Source organism: Jeotgalicoccus sp. FSL K6-3177 (genome assembly GCF_038050175.1).
Lineage (GTDB): Bacteria > Bacillota > Bacilli > Staphylococcales > Salinicoccaceae > Jeotgalicoccus > Jeotgalicoccus nanhaiensis.
Map to the genome: position 1 here is coordinate 1,058,994 of NZ_JBBOSK010000001.1, position 15,372 is coordinate 1,074,365.

12 protein-coding genes are annotated in these 15,372 nt (G+C 43.2%); 9 read left to right on the forward strand and 3 right to left on the reverse strand.

All coding sequences use genetic code 11. The features are described 5' to 3' along the window. Nucleotides 1-92: 92 nt before the first annotated feature. Together MHH58_RS05220 and MHH58_RS05225 are read right to left on the reverse strand one after the other, a co-directional pair. Nucleotides 93-1,346 carry an MFS transporter gene (locus MHH58_RS05220; RefSeq protein ID WP_341345234.1) on the reverse strand — a complete coding sequence of 418 codons (1,254 nt, stop codon included), beginning with the start codon at nucleotides 1,344-1,346 and terminating at the stop codon, nucleotides 93-95. Nucleotides 1,347-1,460: 114 nt separating this feature from the next. Beyond that, the gene (locus MHH58_RS05225; protein ID WP_341345235.1) at nucleotides 1,461-3,071 is read right to left on the reverse strand and encodes a PucR family transcriptional regulator; all 1,611 of its coding nucleotides are present in this window, start codon (nucleotides 3,069-3,071) and stop codon (nucleotides 1,461-1,463) included. 240 nt (nucleotides 3,072-3,311) lie between these two features. Here MHH58_RS05225 and allB point away from each other — a divergent pair, with 240 nt between their 5' ends. Next, nucleotides 3,312-4,679, forward strand: a complete 1,368-nt coding sequence (gene allB / locus MHH58_RS05230) for an allantoinase AllB (protein ID WP_341345236.1) — start codon at nucleotides 3,312-3,314, stop codon at nucleotides 4,677-4,679. Between the two features lie 721 nt (nucleotides 4,680-5,400). Here the strand turns inward: allB and MHH58_RS05235 are convergent. Continuing rightward, nucleotides 5,401-6,219 (reverse strand): alpha/beta hydrolase, encoded by an 819-nt coding sequence (locus MHH58_RS05235; RefSeq protein ID WP_341345237.1) that lies wholly within the window; start codon nucleotides 6,217-6,219, stop codon nucleotides 5,401-5,403. A gap of 171 nt (nucleotides 6,220-6,390) precedes the next feature. On the opposite strand from MHH58_RS05235, the gene allC reads away from it, so the two are divergent. The 8 genes from allC to arcC are packed head-to-tail and all read left to right on the forward strand — an operon-like array spanning nucleotide 6,391 to nucleotide 15,329. Beyond that, entirely contained in the window at nucleotides 6,391-7,614 is a 1,224-nt protein-coding gene (gene allC / locus MHH58_RS05240; protein ID WP_135096453.1) for an allantoate deiminase, read from the forward strand. A gap of 56 nt (nucleotides 7,615-7,670) precedes the next feature. Then, a complete protein-coding gene (gene allE, locus MHH58_RS05245; RefSeq protein ID WP_135096455.1) occupies nucleotides 7,671-8,462 on the forward strand; it encodes a (S)-ureidoglycine aminohydrolase in 792 nt (263 codons plus the stop codon). Nucleotides 8,463-8,486: 24 nt separating this feature from the next. Then, the gene (gene allD, locus MHH58_RS05250; RefSeq protein WP_341345238.1) at nucleotides 8,487-9,515 is read left to right on the forward strand and encodes an ureidoglycolate dehydrogenase; all 1,029 of its coding nucleotides are present in this window, start codon (nucleotides 8,487-8,489) and stop codon (nucleotides 9,513-9,515) included. A gap of 17 nt (nucleotides 9,516-9,532) precedes the next feature. Continuing rightward, nucleotides 9,533-10,582 (forward strand): ureidoglycolate dehydrogenase, encoded by a 1,050-nt coding sequence (gene allD, locus MHH58_RS05255; protein ID WP_135096459.1) that lies wholly within the window; start codon nucleotides 9,533-9,535, stop codon nucleotides 10,580-10,582. Between the two features lie 19 nt (nucleotides 10,583-10,601). Beyond that, nucleotides 10,602-12,353, forward strand: a complete 1,752-nt coding sequence (gene fdrA / locus MHH58_RS05260) for an acyl-CoA synthetase FdrA (protein ID WP_341346090.1) — start codon at nucleotides 10,602-10,604, stop codon at nucleotides 12,351-12,353. Further along, on the forward strand, nucleotides 12,353-13,618 hold the full coding sequence (locus tag MHH58_RS05265; RefSeq protein ID WP_135096463.1) for a DUF1116 domain-containing protein: 1,266 nt from the start codon (nucleotides 12,353-12,355) through the stop codon (nucleotides 13,616-13,618). The genes fdrA and MHH58_RS05265 overlap by 1 nt, the downstream gene beginning before the upstream one ends. 42 nt (nucleotides 13,619-13,660) lie before the next feature. Further along, nucleotides 13,661-14,386: a DUF2877 domain-containing protein gene (locus MHH58_RS05270; RefSeq protein WP_341345239.1), complete on the forward strand. Its 726-nt coding sequence runs from the start codon at nucleotides 13,661-13,663 to the stop codon at nucleotides 14,384-14,386. Nucleotides 14,387-14,390: 4 nt separating this feature from the next. Then, the gene (gene arcC / locus MHH58_RS05275) at nucleotides 14,391-15,329 is read left to right on the forward strand and encodes a carbamate kinase (RefSeq protein ID WP_341345240.1); all 939 of its coding nucleotides are present in this window, start codon (nucleotides 14,391-14,393) and stop codon (nucleotides 15,327-15,329) included. Nucleotides 15,330-15,372: the final 43 nt, after the last annotated feature.

The window sequence follows — 15,372 nt, forward strand, 5'->3', positions numbered from 1 at the left end:
ATTTTCGTCAGTGAGCTAATATAAAATTCAAGACAAAAAAGCAGCGAAGCCATCTACCGTAATAGATTTCTTCGCTGCTTTTATAAATATCATTATGCGTGTGATTCTTTTCCGCTTCTAAGGTAGATTACAAAGAAGAAGAATACTGCTGCGGCAATCAGTAAGATTGAACCGATATAGAAAGCAAGTACTTGGGAACCGGTTACGTCACCGATATAACCTGTCAGCCAAGGTGCCACGACTGATGATGCCATACCGAAGAAGTTGAACAGGCCAAGAGCTTTGGCTGTTTTTTGTTCCGGAACAGAATCTGAGACGTAAGTGATTAACACAGGGTCGATTGCAAGTTTACCCATTAGTCCGTAAAGGATAAGTGCGATGTAAAGAATCCATGGTGAAGGTGAGTAAACTGTAAGTCCGATCATAACTGCTGCAACGAGAAGGAGCATAAGAATATATTTCAAACGGTCCTGCTGTCTTCTGTCGATCAAACGTGCGAAAATCAGTGCACCCGGAATACCTGCAACAGCAACTAAAGCTGATACATAACCTACATCCGATTGTGCGAATCCTTTTTCAGCTACGAGGAATGATGGCAACCAAGTTACAATCATGTAGTAACCGTAACATACTGCGAAATACGTAAAGTATATTGTAATGTGTTTACCAGAGAATAATGAGACATCATCCGCTGAATCTGTAACGATATCTGCTGAAGTTGCGTCAGCGTTTTCTTCGTTTTCAACTTTAGGTGATTTTTTATCACTCTTAATATTCACATAGAATACGAATGTAACACCTAAGATGATCAAGGCTGTTCCGTAAAGCATCCAGTTCCATTCAACGTTTAAACCGCCGACCAGCACTGAAGAACCTATAAGACCGATAACCATACCGACTGCAGAACCACTATTAATGATTGCGTTGGCAAAAGTTTTCTTGTCTTTTGGCACGTGTTTAGCTGATAAGCTGTATGCTGATCCGTAGTAACTACCTGTAGCAATACCCGAGATTAAAGACCCGATGTATACTTGTGGCAGTGAACCTGCTGTACCGAGTACAACAGCACCGATCGCAAAACCGATAAATGCTGGAATTAAGACTGCTTTCTGACCAAATTTATCAACCAATACGCCCGCGGGAATTTGCATTCCTGTATAAGCAAAGAAATATACAGAAGCGATTAGACCGATTTCTGCGTTAGATACATCGCCTAAAGAGCTCTGAATCTGAGGGTAAATCGGCGTTAAAATCGTTCTGTAAATCCAGATTGCGACCCAACCAAGTACTAAAGCAACTATTATTTTTTTATAGTACTGGGAGCCGTTCTTTTCTAATTCATTCATTAAGTACGCCTCCTATAATTTTTAACTACCCATATTATACGCTTTAAAACACAAACACTCATTGTTCACATTGAACAATGAGTGCTGCTGTAATTATTGATTCCCTACAATTAATTAATTATTCTGGATGTGCTTAGAAATGAATAAGGCAAGGCGGATATTGAGAGAATGCACAGGATCAGTTACATTTACCCTGAGCATTTCTTCGCACTTATTAATGCGGTATTTGACAGTATTTCTATGCACGAAAATTTCATTGGATGTTTTCGTAATATCACACTGATTATCCATATAAATCTGCAGGGTTTTCTTTAATTCCTTATCTTTTGTATTCGACGGAAAAGCAAGCTCGCCGAGAGTGCTGAGCACAAACGGACGGACTTTATCCTGCGGCAGAAGCTGCAGAAGTTCTTCAAAATTCCGCGGACGATAAATTTCAAGAAACTCGCGCTTTCCTTCATCTTTGCAGAGGTCGAATGTTTCCAGCGCTTCGACGAAAGACGAGTGGATTTGAGTGAAATCCGAAACTTCATTGCCTATGCCAAAAGATAGTGACTCTTTAAAGAACTTCTTGTACTCCTGCTGCAGATGACGGCAGTAAGCTTCGTAATATTCATGCTTGTCCTGCAGCAGAATAGCGAATTTATTTGAATCGCCAAAACCGAAAATACTGATGTTCGGGTCGAGGGTTACGAGGACGCTCTGCAGCCATTCGAAGGTCAGCTGATAGCGTTCATTTACATACTCCGAATTCTCAATATCGCTGCCGGGATCAATCCCGCAAATAATCACCTTATAATACGAAGAATCCTTCAAATGATAGCGTTCGAAAAACTCCGGATTGCTCTCGAGACTAATAGGGGAGCCTTCAGTTGTATTAATCAGCGAGCTGAAAAGCAGATTGACATCTTCCTGCTCGGTCGCGCGTATTCTTGAATCTTTATAAATCGCGAACGACAGCGAGTTAATCGCCTGTTCTATGGCGAGATGGCTGAAAGGATAACTGATAGTTTCAAGGTTCGACACGATTAAATAATAAGGGAAATAGCTGAAAGCCGGAACTTCGAATACTGCAATCCTGCTGTTGAAATCGACGTTTACGCTGTCTTTATCAGGCAGATACACGTTATTGAAATATCTCAGGTTTTCCTTCAGAAGCTTCTGGTCATTTTTAAAATCGTTGCTCGTTACTTCCACTTTATAAAATGGATTAATCAGCACAAGGGGCAGGCGTAAAAACTGGCTCAGCTGATTCAGCATGCGTTCGACGCTGAATTCTTTAATCAGCATGGAATTCATGCGCTGCTGCACTTCCAGCGCGTAATATAATTTTTCTGTTTCATCTTTTGAAATATAAGTGGAAATGCTGTGAGTCGCCTGGCCGAGCTTCCAGTTTTCCGGAATTTCTATCAGCGGGAAGCCGAGCTTGTCGGCGTGTTCAATCACTTCTTTGTCAATCGTGTGAAGGAAACGCGATAATTTAATGCCGAGTGCCGCGACGGGTACGCTGTCGAGCTCACTGATAAAGTTAATAAGCGACTGCTGGTTGCCCTTAAAATTCATGGCTGTCGTTAAAAGGAGCGTATTCTGGGATGTATAATCTTTTACATCCGGTGTTTCCGTAATATCGACACTGGTCACTTCGCGGGACAGGTCCGCATTTTTATTTATTAATTTGAAATTGCTGAAACGTTCCAAGGATAAAATTTCTTTAATAGATACCAATTGTTCATCACCTAAAATGCCGTATATAATAATTTGTACAAAATGCACAAATTTAATATTCAGACGTAATATTTTAACTATATTTATTTCTTCATATAATAGTACACTAATAATAATTAAAACGTAAATATAATTAACCGGCTGTGCGTTTTGAAGGCTTTTCTAAGGGTAAAGTATACAGACAGCTGAGTAATACTTTTGCGTTTTACGTTTTTACAGAAATGGTCAGGAGGAATATAAATGGCTTTTGATTTAGTTATAAAAAACGGACTGGTTATTTTACCGGGTGGAGAAAAGAATGTGGATATCGGTGTGAAAGACGGCAAGATTGCTGCTATCGGTACAGATATTGATGCAGGCGAAGCCCGCGTTACAGATGCAGAAGGTTTAATCGTATCACCGGGTATGATCGATGCTCACGTACATATCAGTGAACCGGGCGGCAGTATCCGCGATCACTGGGAAGGGTACGATACAGGTACACGCGCATCAGCAAAAGGCGGAGTGACGTCATTTATCGAAATGCCTTTAAACCAAATTCCGGCAACCGTTGACGAAGAGTCGATTAACAAGAAATTTGCAGCCGGCGAAGATAAATTATCTGTAGATGTTTACAGCTACGGCGGCTTAGTGCCGTTTAATCTTGAAGGCGGAATTCAGGAGCTTGATGAAAACGGCGTTGTGGCTTATAAAGCGTTCGTTGCAACAGCAGGCGACCGCGCAATTGAAGGCGACTTTATGAACGTCGACGATTACTCTTTATATGAAGGAATGCGTCAAATTGCAAAAACAGGTAAAATCCTGTCAATCCACGCTGAAAACGGACCAATCACAGATAAACTCGGCCAGCTTGCCCAGGAACGCGGTGAAAAATCACTAGCAGCTTATGTGGACTCACGCCCTGTATTTACTGAAATCGAACCGATTCAAAAAATCATTTTATTCGCACGTGAAACAGGATGCCGTGTGCATATTGTGCACGTAGCATGTGCTGAAGGTATTGATTTAATCAATGAAGCAGCAAACGACGGTGTAGATATTACATGCGAAACATGTACTCACTACTTATACTTCTATAAAGAAGAACTCGATGATATCGGACCGGTAGTGAAATGCTCGCCGCCCATCCGTGAAAAATCACGTTTAGAAGGAATGTGGGAACGCGTATTTGACGGCAAAGTGATGTTCGTTACAAGTGACCACTCACCATGTACACCTGATCTGAAAGACACTGACGATGCATTTAAAGCGTGGGGCGGAATCTCAGGAATCCAGAACAACGTGGATATGCTGTTTGATGAAGCAGTCCAAAAACGCGGCATGTCACTCGTTCAGTTCTCTGACATTATTGCCACGAACGTGGCTGCACGCTTTGAACTTGAAGGAAAAGGCCGTATCGAAGTGGGATACGATGCTGACTTCGTGCTGATAAAAGGCGATTCACCTTACACAGTTGAAAGAGAAGAATTAGAATACCGCAATAAAATCAGTCCTTACATCGGACGCGAAATCGGCGCACAAGTTGCCGGTACAATTTTACGCGGTGAAGAAATCTATTCACTTGAGAATGGCGTAAGCGACGTTAAAATCGGTAAATTTTATAAATAAATTAAAGGAAGCACCGCGCAATTTTTGATTGCGGGGTGCTTTTTGGTGGGGCGGCGGAGTTTGATGGTGGGGTGGATGCCTGTGTAAGTTTGACGTGGTAAGTTAAAGCGCGTTGGATGCCCATGTGGAATTGACGTGGTAAGTTAAAGCGCGTTGGATGCCCATGTGGAATTGACGTGGTAAGTTAAAGCGCGTTGGATTCCCATGTGGAATTGACGTGGTAACTTAAAGGGGTTTGGATTCCCATGTGGAATTAACATGGGAATTTAAAGTGTGTTGGCTTCCCATGTGGAATTGACAAGGTAACTTAAAGCGGTTTGGATTCCCATGTGAGATTGACAAGGTAACTTAAAGTGTTTTGGATTCCCATGTGAGATTGACAAGGTAACTTAACGTGCTTTGGATCCCCATGTGAGATTGACATGGTAAACCAATGCGAAAAGAAAGACAACTTGCTGCGTGTATCTTGTCAAATCGACAACGTCCATAGAGCGACTTGCGTGTACTTTATCAAATCAACAACGTCCATGGAACAACCTGCAAGTACTTTGTGAAATCAACAACGTTCATAGAGCAACCTGCAAGTACTTTGTTAAATCGACAACGTCCTTAGAACAATCTGCAAGTACTTTGTGGAATCAACAACGTCCATAGAACACCAACACCAACCACCCATCGCCCAAAAGAAAAACACCGGCACTCAATCTGCCGGTGTTTCACTTTAAACCTGCTCAGCCATAAACTGAACTGCGCGTTCGTATATTTTAATATTGGCTTCAGATACTTCCTGGTCGAAATTGTGTGTCACCGTATCGACTTCAACAAATTCACTGATCGCCGCAGTTTTCGCAAGTTTTCTGCTGAAAAACACCGGGACGTCCGGATCGCCTTTTGCGTGTGCGATAAAGACCGGAGGCAGTGCTGCGAGATCATCATTGGTCAGACGGTATTTATTGGATTCGGTATCGATGCCGAGCGTTTCGGCCCAATTTCCCAAATGCCGGTAGTATAAATAAAGCAGGTATCTCGGATCAGGCGGTTCTTTCACAGTCGCATAATCCCGTATATTATTCGCTGCCAGTTCTTCTGTGAGCATATTTGATAAATGTTTTTGGTCGTGCGGGAGGTAATTAAAGTCGCTGTGGGTAAAGTTAAAATAGCCGTAAAAGTCTATCACACCGGCGATGTCGAAGTCCCGCGCCGTGATTAAACTTAAGTAACCGCCTGCCGATCTTCCCATAATATATACATTACCGTGTTTCAAAGATGCCGCGAAGTGATATATGTGATGTAAGTCGGTAAAGATATCGTCGATATCAGATTCCGGCGCTAATCTGTAATCGGCAGTCAGCACATGGAATTTTTGTCTGAGTACTGCTGTATATTCTGAAGGGAGGTCCGTTCTTTCTCCGAATACAAGTCCGCCGCCGTGTAAATAAATCAAAGTGCCGAGCACGTCCGATTCATTCTGTGCGGTGCTTTCATACAGATTGCCAGAAAGAGTGTAAGTGTCAGTTTCTTTTATAGTTACTGCTGTCATAGGTTTAAGCCTCCTTTATTTACTTGTACTATTATACAGACTAATGAATTTTTGTGTATTTGTCTAAAGTGAATAATTTGAAAAATAATGATTGTTGGAACTGTCAATGCCCGAGGAGGCAATTAAATCTATAATTATAAGTGAAATAATATGAGTGGAGTGGATAAAATAATGGATATTCGTGAAACCTTTCTAAAACTGGACAAACAGTTTACAAGTTACGGCGGCTTGGATCCGCGCGGAATCACACGTTTACTATATTCTGAAGAATGGCGTCAGGCAGTCGGTGCACTGCAGGATATCTTCAAAGAGAATGGTTTGGAAGTTTCCAGCGATGCAATCGGTAACGTTTCAGGCCGTTTAATCGGAAGTGAATTCCCGGATGAAACAATCATGAGCGGTTCGCACATTGATACAGTCGTTGAAGGGGGCCACCTTGACGGTCAATTCGGTATTTTAAGTGCTTTGATTGCTACACTTTACCTGAAAGAAAAATACGGTCAGCCGAAACGCACGCTCGAAGTGCTGTCGATTGCTGAAGAAGAAGGGTCACGCTTCCCTTATACTTTCTGGGGTGTTAAAAACTTCTTCAACCTGCAGAATAACGACGATGTTAAAGACATTACAGATGACGAAGGTATTAAATTCGTCGATGCAATGAGAGACTCAGGATTTGATTTCAGAACAGACGATAAAGTCCGCGATGATATTAAAGCTTTCATTGAAGTTCACATCGAGCAGGGCCAAATCTTAGAAAAAGAAGAAAAACAAATTGGTGTAGTTACCGGTATCGTCGGTCAAAAACGCTACACAATTAACTTAAAAGGTGAAGCTAACCACGCAGGTACAACTCCGATGGGCTACCGTAAAGATGCGGTTGTGGCATTCACTGAAATCGCACAGACTTTAGTTCAAAAAGCACGTGAAATCGGCGACCCGCTCGTTGTGACTTTCGGCAGTGTTAAACCGGTTCCTGGTGTCGTAAACGTTGTTCCTGGTGAAGTTGAATTCTCCGTGGATACGCGTCATATCGATGAAGAAGAACTGAATGCATTTGCGAAAACTGTAGAATCGACAATTAATGAAGTTGCTGATAAATACGGCATGACTGCAGATATCAACCTGTGGATGGAACAGTCTCCAGGACTGATGGATGAGTCAATCGTCAAAATGATTGAAGAATCAGCTGAAAAAGTAGTTGGAGATTCTTACAAAGTAATGCCTTCAGGCGCCGGTCATGATGCACAGATCTTCGCAGGCTATATGCCGACAGGAATGCTTTTTGTTCCTTCAATCGGAGGCATCTCGCATAACGTGGAAGAAGAAACTGATATTGACGACCTCGTTAATGGTATTGAAGTACTGGCAGAAACTCTTTACAAATTAGCGTATTAATCAGCGGTTAAAGATTTTTATAAAATATTCGGATACTAAGAAAGGGAGATATAATAATGGGTTACTTAAACCATCAGCAGGGATACAGAGAAGGATTACTTGAAACACGTTCAATTGTTAAAAAGGATGAGTTCGCGGTACTTACTCCGGACGGACTTGTAAATAACGTCGTACCTGGATTTGACGACTGCGACATGTCAATCCTCGGTTCACCGCGCATGGGCGCACGCTTCGTCGACTATTTAGTTACTGTTAAAAACCAGGGCGGAAACACTCAAGGTTTCGGCGGAGACGGCGTACAGACTTTCATGTATGTAGTATACGGAAACGTTACTGCAACAGTTGACGGTGAAACTTACGAATTATCAGAAGGCGGATATGTTTACGTTCCACCTCACCTTGAACTGACTTTTGTTAACAATAATAACGGTGAAGACAGCCGTCTTTTCCTTTACAAAAAACGTTACCAGGAAGCTAAAGGTGTCGGCAAACCTGAAATCGTTACAGGCAATGTAAATGACATTCAGGCTAAAGCTTACGAAGGAATGGACGAAGTGCTTGTACAAGACCTTCTTCCTGCAGATATTGCTTACGACATGAACTTCCACATTCTGTCATTTAAACCGGGTGCTTCACACGGTTATATCGAAACTCACGTACAGGAACACGGCGCTTATGTGTTAAGCGGACGCGGAATGTACAATCTTGATAACAACTGGATGCCTGTTGATAAAGGCGACTACATCTTTATGGGTGCATACGCGCTGCAGGCAACTTATGCAGTTGGTCTCGATGAGTCATTCTCATATATTTACTCTAAAGATGCCAACAGAGACGTTGAAATCTAATTAAACTATTCAGGAGGCAACGATATGTCAGAACAACTGGTAATTTCGAATTCATCTGAACTTCGCCGGTTATTTAAAGAAAAACTGATGCTGAATGGTATGCCGGAAGCTTACGCTGATCGTGCCGCAGACGTCCTCGTCTGGGCCGATGAACGCGGCATTCATTCCCACGGTTCAGTGCGCATGCAGTATTATTCTGAACGCTGTGCAAAAGGCGGCTTCAATAACGATCCGGAACTTAAGTTTGAGAAAACCGGACCGTCAACTGGTGTCTACCACGGCGATAACGCTGTCGGCCACTACGTTGCATATGAAGCGATGGAAGAAGCGATTAACCTCGCTAAAGAATCCGGTATCGGTGCAGTTGGCGTCAGCGAAATGAGTCACTCGGGCGCTATCGGCTATTTCGTGCAGAAGGCAGCTGAACAGGGTATGGTAGCTTTATCAGTGTGCCAATCAGACCCGATGGTTGTACCTTTCGGCGGTTCTGAACCATACTTCGGTACGAACCCGATCGCTTTCGCTGCGCCGCGCAAAAATGATTCACCAATCGTTTTTGACATGGCAACGACAGTGCAAGCCTGGGGTAAAATTCTCGATGCACGCAGTAAAAACAAAGATATTCCTGACACGTGGGCTGTCGATAAAGACGGCAACCCGACGACTGACCCGTATGCAGTAAATGCACTGCTTCCTGTAGCAGGTCCTAAAGGTTACGGCCTGATGATGATCGTTGACATTCTAGCGGGAAGCCTGCTCGGATTAAACCACGGCAAACACGTTACAAGCATGTACAAAGACTTGAGCGAGTACCGCCGTTTAGGACAGTTCCACCTCGTAATCAATCCAGACTTCTTCAGTTCAAGAGAAGCGATGGAAGAAAAAATGGATACGATGGTTGACGAACTTCACGGCAACAAACCGGCAACAGGATTTGACCAGGTATACTATCCGGGTGAATTAATGGAAGCGACGAAAGCTGAATACGAAAAATCAGGTATTCCGATTCCGGAAGACATCATGGAGTATTTAAAATCGGATACACCATATTAAAAGGTGAGGTTTTGTAAATGCGCGTATCAAAAGAAGAATTATTCAACTTAATGAAAGATAAACTTCAAAAAGCAGGCTTAAAAGAAGATGCGGCGGCTGATATTAGTGATGTTTTAACATTTGCTGATCACCGCGGCATTCATTCCCACGGTGCAGTGCGCGTCGAATATTATGCAGAACGTATTGCCAAAGGCGGTATTACCAACGACCCGGAATATAAATTTGAAAAGACCGGCCCGTCAACAGCTATATTAGATGGTGACAACGGCCCAGGCCATCAAGTTGCAAAACAGGGTATGGAGCGCGCTATTGAAATCGCACGGGATAATGGTGTAGCTGTCGTCGGCATGACGAATATTTCCCACTCCGGCGCTCTCGGCTACTTCGTTGAGCAGGCGGCAAAAGAGGACATGGTGGCAATTTCTGTCTGCCAGTCCGATCCGATGGTTGTGCCATTCGGCGGCACAGAGCCGTACTTCGGTACGAATCCAATCGCCTTCAGTGCACCGACCAATGACGAGCGTATTATTACGTTCGACATGGCAACGACAGTGCAGGCCTGGGGTAAAGTGCTCGACGCCCGTTCTAAAGGCAATGATATTCCGGATACTTGGGCTGTTAACGATAAAGGTGAACCGACGACAAACTCAAGAGACGTTCACGCCCTCGTTCCTGTAGCAGGACCGAAAGGCTACGGCCTCATGATGATGGTCGATATCCTTTCAGGCAGTCTCTTAGGTCTGCCGCACGGAGTGCATGTATCGAGCATGTACAAAGACTTAACGGCAGGCAGACAGCTTGGCCAGCTTCATATCGTGATTAATCCGGCTTACTTTACGGATGTTGATCAGTTTAAGCGTCAGCTGTCGACTATGCTTGACGAACTGAAAGAACAGACACCGGCACCAGGATTTACAGAAGTCAATTATCCGGGAGAACGCGGCAAGATGCGTGCGGATAAGTACGATGAAGAAGGCATAGAAATTGTCGATGAAATTTATGACTACCTCGTGAGTGACGATATTCATTTTGATCGCTACCACGGCAAAAACAGATTTGCAGAATAAATATTAATGGAGGTACATGATGTTATATACAATTATTAAAGAAAATACGTATCAGGATTCTATCGTATTAATGCTTTTAAGCCAGAAATTAAGCGCTATGGACGGCGTGAACAAAGCATCAGTTATGATGGGAACGCCTGCTAACAAAGACATTTTTAAAGGTGCAGGACTCGGTACTCCGGAACTTGAAACAGCAAGTGCCAACGATATCGCTATCGTAATCGATACTGAAGACGAATCAAAAGTTGATGAAGTGAACGAAGCAGTTGATACTGAACTTGCAGGCGGAGGCGGTTCTGACGAGTCTGCTAAGAGCAGTGAAGCTCACAACTGGAAACGCGCGCTTGAACTTGCAAACAATCCGAACCTTGCAATGATTTCAATTCCCGGCACATACGCTGCTATGGAAGCTGAAAACGCACTTCATAACGGATTGCACGTATTCATGTTCAGTGACAACGTGGCAAAAGAAGACGAAGTTCGTCTGAAAGAACTTGCACACGATAAAGGATTATTAGTAATGGGTCCTGACTGCGGGACAGGAATTATCCACAGCGTGCCGTTGGCATTTACAAACACAGTTGCTGAAGGCGACATCGGTGTCGTAGGTGCATCAGGTACAGGAATTCAGGAAGTTACTACTATTATCGACCGTATGGGCAAAGGTGTAACGAACGCTATCGGTACAGGCGGACGCGACTTATCTACAGAAGTTGGCGCTGTAACTATGCTCGACAGCATTAAAGCGTTAAACCAGGATCCTAAAGTTAAGGTCATTACTGTAATTTCTAAGCCGCCGGCTAAAGAAGTACAGGAAAAAGTAGAAAGCTTACTGCGCAGCATTGACAAACCAGTCGTTGCTTTATTCCTTGGTAACAAACCTGAATACCAGGAAGAAGAAATTTATCACGCTTACACTCTTGAAGAAGCTGCAGTTGCATCAGTTCAGCTGTCAAATGGTGAGAAAGTTAACTTCACACCTTCAGCTCTCGACAACATTAAAGCGGACTTCGACGAAAACCAAAAAGGCATCAAAGCTTACTACTCAGGCGGTACGCTTGCAAGTGAAGCAGCGATGATGATCAAACATTCACTTGGTGAAGAAGAAATTAAAGATGAAGGTTTCACTTATAAATCTGCATCACACGAAGTTATCGACCTCGGTGATGACATGTACACACAAGGTAAGCCTCACCCGATGATCGACCCTGAAAAACGTATTGAAAAATTGGAAACATCTGCTGACAGTGAAGATACTGCAGTTATTATGCTCGACAACGTTATCGGTTACGGTTCACATGCCGACATGGCTTCTGAACTTGCTCCGACAATTAAACGCATTACTGACAAAGCAGCTTCAGAAGAGCGTTCATTAGTCGTTCTTGCAACTGTAGTCGGTACTGACAAAGATGCACAGGGCTATGACAAACAGCGTCAGATTTTAGAAGAAGCAGGTGCGGTAATCTGTGACACTAACGATCAGATGGTCCGTACAGCGATCGAATTAATCGGCGGTAAAGTGGTTCAGCCTGAACTTGAAATCAAAGCATTCGACAAAGGTACTGAAGATCTGTCTGTAGACGATAAAATGATGAGTCTGATTTCTAACAAACCGAGCGTAATCAACATCGGTCTGAAGAGCTTCACTGAAGCAGTAGAAAACAGCGGAGCTGAAGTTGTTCAGTTCAACTGGCGTCCAGTTGCCGGCGGCGATGAGAAGCTTATGAAAGTACTTCAATTCTTAAACAATTATGAAGGAGAGAATGTATAATGGCTTACCAAACTATAGATGAAGCAAACAAAGCAGTCGTACAGAAAATGATTGGCTCAGCGCCTTTCTTAACAGATGTTGTACCTGCACACACTGTAATTCCGGAACTGACTGAGCATGTATTATTACATGCCGGTCCTCCGATTAAATATGAAAACATGACTGACCCTATGCAGGGTTCATGTGTCGGTGCTATTCTTTTTGAAGGATGGGCAGACGACGAGCAGGGTGCACGTGAATTGCTGGAAAACGGCAAAATCACTTTCATCCCTTGTCACCACGTAAATGCAGTAGGGCCAATGGGTGGTATTACTTCAATGAACATGCCTGTTGTAGTTGTTGTTAACAAAGAACACGGCAACGAAGCTTACTGTACTTTAAACGAAGGTATCGGTGCGGTTCTCCGTTTCGGTTCTTACAGCGACCAGGTTCTTACACGTCTTCACTGGATGAAAGATGTACTTGGCCCGGTATTATCAAAAGCGCTTAAAACAATGGATGAAGGTTTAAACGTCAACGTTTTAGTTGCTAAAGCGATCGCTATGGGTGACGAATTCCACCAGAGAAATATCGCAGCTTCACTGGCTTTCCTTAAAGAAGTTGCTCCTGCAATTACAAGCCTTGAAGATGTTGAATTAGAAAAACGCGAAGAAGTTATGCAGTTCCTTGCTGACACTGACCAGTTCTTCTTAAACGTGGCAATGGCAACAGGTAAAGCAATGACTGATGCTGCACGTACAATTGAACATGGTACAATTGTTACAGCAATGTGCCGTAACGGTGAAAACTTCGGTATCCGTATCGCAGGTATGGGTGACGAGTGGTTCACAGCTCCTGTAAACACACCTCAAGGTCTGTACTTCACAGGTTACTCTGCTGAAGATGCAAACACGGATATCGGTGACTCTGCTATTACTGAAACAATCGGTGTCGGCGGTATGGCGATGATCGCAGCACCTGCTGTTACCCGCTTTGTCGGTTCAGGCGGTTTCAACGATGCACTTGAAACAAGCAATAACATGGCTGAAATTACAGAACAGGAAAACCCTAACTTCATTATCCCGACTTGGGACTTTAAAGGTGCACCAACAGGAATCGATGCACGTAAAGTAGTTGAATCTGGAATCCTTCCGGTAATTAACACAGGTATTGCACACAAAGTTGCAGGATTTGGTCAGATTGGTGCAGGTACAGTTAACCCGCCAATCGAATGTTTCGAAAAAGCAATTACAGCTTATGCTGAAAAACTCGGGTTTAATGCATAAATGATATATGAGTCAAGTGCGATCGGAGAGATCGCACTTTCCTTGTTAAAAACAAACAAAGCAATGCATGTGCACAGTATTTTTAATAATGGCTTTAATATTGTTAATGACAAGAATGAGTTAATCTTTATCGGAACAAATAAAAATGGTTATTTTCCATTTGGAATTACGATAGATCAATACACCATTCATCACATCAAAGAGACACTTAAAATCAATGACACCGTCAGACTGACGAAGAATGGCGTGAATCATAATGATTTTATGCTGATGGTAAATAAGGCCGAACTGTATGCTTATAAAGAAGTGACAGAACAGGCTGATATCAGTACAATTAAAAAAGTCGTCGATAACTATGACTTCACGGATTATGCCGAGGGCGATTTCAATCCCGAAAAGCTTTCGTCGATTATCGATAATCTTGCTGATGACAGTGCGGACTTTCCGCTTGCATATTTAGCGGGACGGGGCATCGGGCTGACGCCGTCAGGCGACGATATTATTACAGGTATTCTGTATGTCGATAAGCTCCAGCCGTTTATCGCCGAGAGGCATCTCTTTGAACTGGATCAGTATATTAGTCAGACGGTAACGACAATTGTCAGCGAAAACTTTATTAAACTGGCGTTAAAAGGAATATTCAGTACACGTATTACAGCAATTGGCAATGAGCCGTCACAGGAAAGTGTCGATGAACTGCTTGAGCTTGGCTCAAGTTCAGGGCGCGACACGCTGTACGGTATTTATATGACACTAAATAGGAGATGAAAGAATGGGTAAAAAAGTAGTATTAGCTTTAGGAGGAAACGCAATTTTACAGCCTAAACAGGAAGCAACATTTGAAAACCAGTACCAGAACGTAGTTAATGCGGCAAACCGCATGGTTGAAATTTCAGAAGCAGGCCACAAAATCGTCGTTACACACGGTAACGGTCCGCAGGTCGGCAACATCATCGCTCAAAACGAAGCGGCGAAAGAAGAAATTCCAGCAATGCCGATTTTTGTCAACAATGCTGAATCTCAAGGGATGATCGGCTACATGATGGAATCTGCCCTTAAAAACAGACTGGCTGAAGGCGACGACAAAACAAACGTTGTTACACTGCTTACAATGGTAGAAGTCGACAAAGACGACAAAGCTTTCGACAATCCGACTAAACCTGTCGGCGTATTCTTCACAGAAGAAGAAGCTAAAAAAATGACTGAAGAAAAAGGCTATCAGATGGCTGAAGATGCAGGCCGCGGATTCAGACGTGTTGTACCTTCTCCTGAACCAAAAGTCATCCACGGTGTTGAAGAAATCAAAACACTGATTGAAACATCACTCGTTGTATCATCAGGCGGCGGCGGTATTCCTATTTACCGCGACGACAAAGGTCAAATCCACGGCGTTGAAGCTGTAATCGATAAAGACCGTTCAGGCTTAAAACTTGCGGAACAGACTGAAGCTGACGTATTCATGATGCTGACAGACGTTCCTAACGTTTATATTAACTTCGGTAAAGAAAACGAGCAGAAGCTTGAAGAGATTACTGTTGAAGAAGCTGAAAAACACGTTGCTGACGGACAATTCCCGGCAGGTTCTATGCTTCCTAAAATCGAAGCGGCAATCGCATTCGCTAAACACGAAGGCAAAGAAGGCATCATCTGTTCATTAGATGAAGCAGTACTTGCACTTGAAGGTAAAGCGGGTACAAGAATTAAATTATAAGGTATGCAAAAAGCGGTGAAGACTGAGTCTTCACCGCTTTTTT

Coding starts and splice junctions, on each gene's coding strand:
- allD (WP_135096459.1), top strand. CDS start 9,533: ATGCGCGTATCAAAAGAAGAATTATTCAACTTAATGAAAGATAAACTT.
- MHH58_RS05220 (WP_341345234.1), bottom strand. CDS start 1,346: ATGAATGAATTAGAAAAGAACGGCTCCCAGTACTATAAAAAAATAATA.
- MHH58_RS05235 (WP_341345237.1), bottom strand. CDS start 6,219: ATGACAGCAGTAACTATAAAAGAAACTGACACTTACACTCTTTCTGGC.
- allB (WP_341345236.1), top strand. CDS start 3,312: ATGGCTTTTGATTTAGTTATAAAAAACGGACTGGTTATTTTACCGGGT.
- allC (WP_135096453.1), top strand. CDS start 6,391: ATGGATATTCGTGAAACCTTTCTAAAACTGGACAAACAGTTTACAAGT.
- arcC (WP_341345240.1), top strand. CDS start 14,391: ATGGGTAAAAAAGTAGTATTAGCTTTAGGAGGAAACGCAATTTTACAG.
- allD (WP_341345238.1), top strand. CDS start 8,487: ATGTCAGAACAACTGGTAATTTCGAATTCATCTGAACTTCGCCGGTTA.
- fdrA (WP_341346090.1), top strand. CDS start 10,602: ATGTTATATACAATTATTAAAGAAAATACGTATCAGGATTCTATCGTA.
- MHH58_RS05265 (WP_135096463.1), top strand. CDS start 12,353: ATGGCTTACCAAACTATAGATGAAGCAAACAAAGCAGTCGTACAGAAA.
- allE (WP_135096455.1), top strand. CDS start 7,671: ATGGGTTACTTAAACCATCAGCAGGGATACAGAGAAGGATTACTTGAA.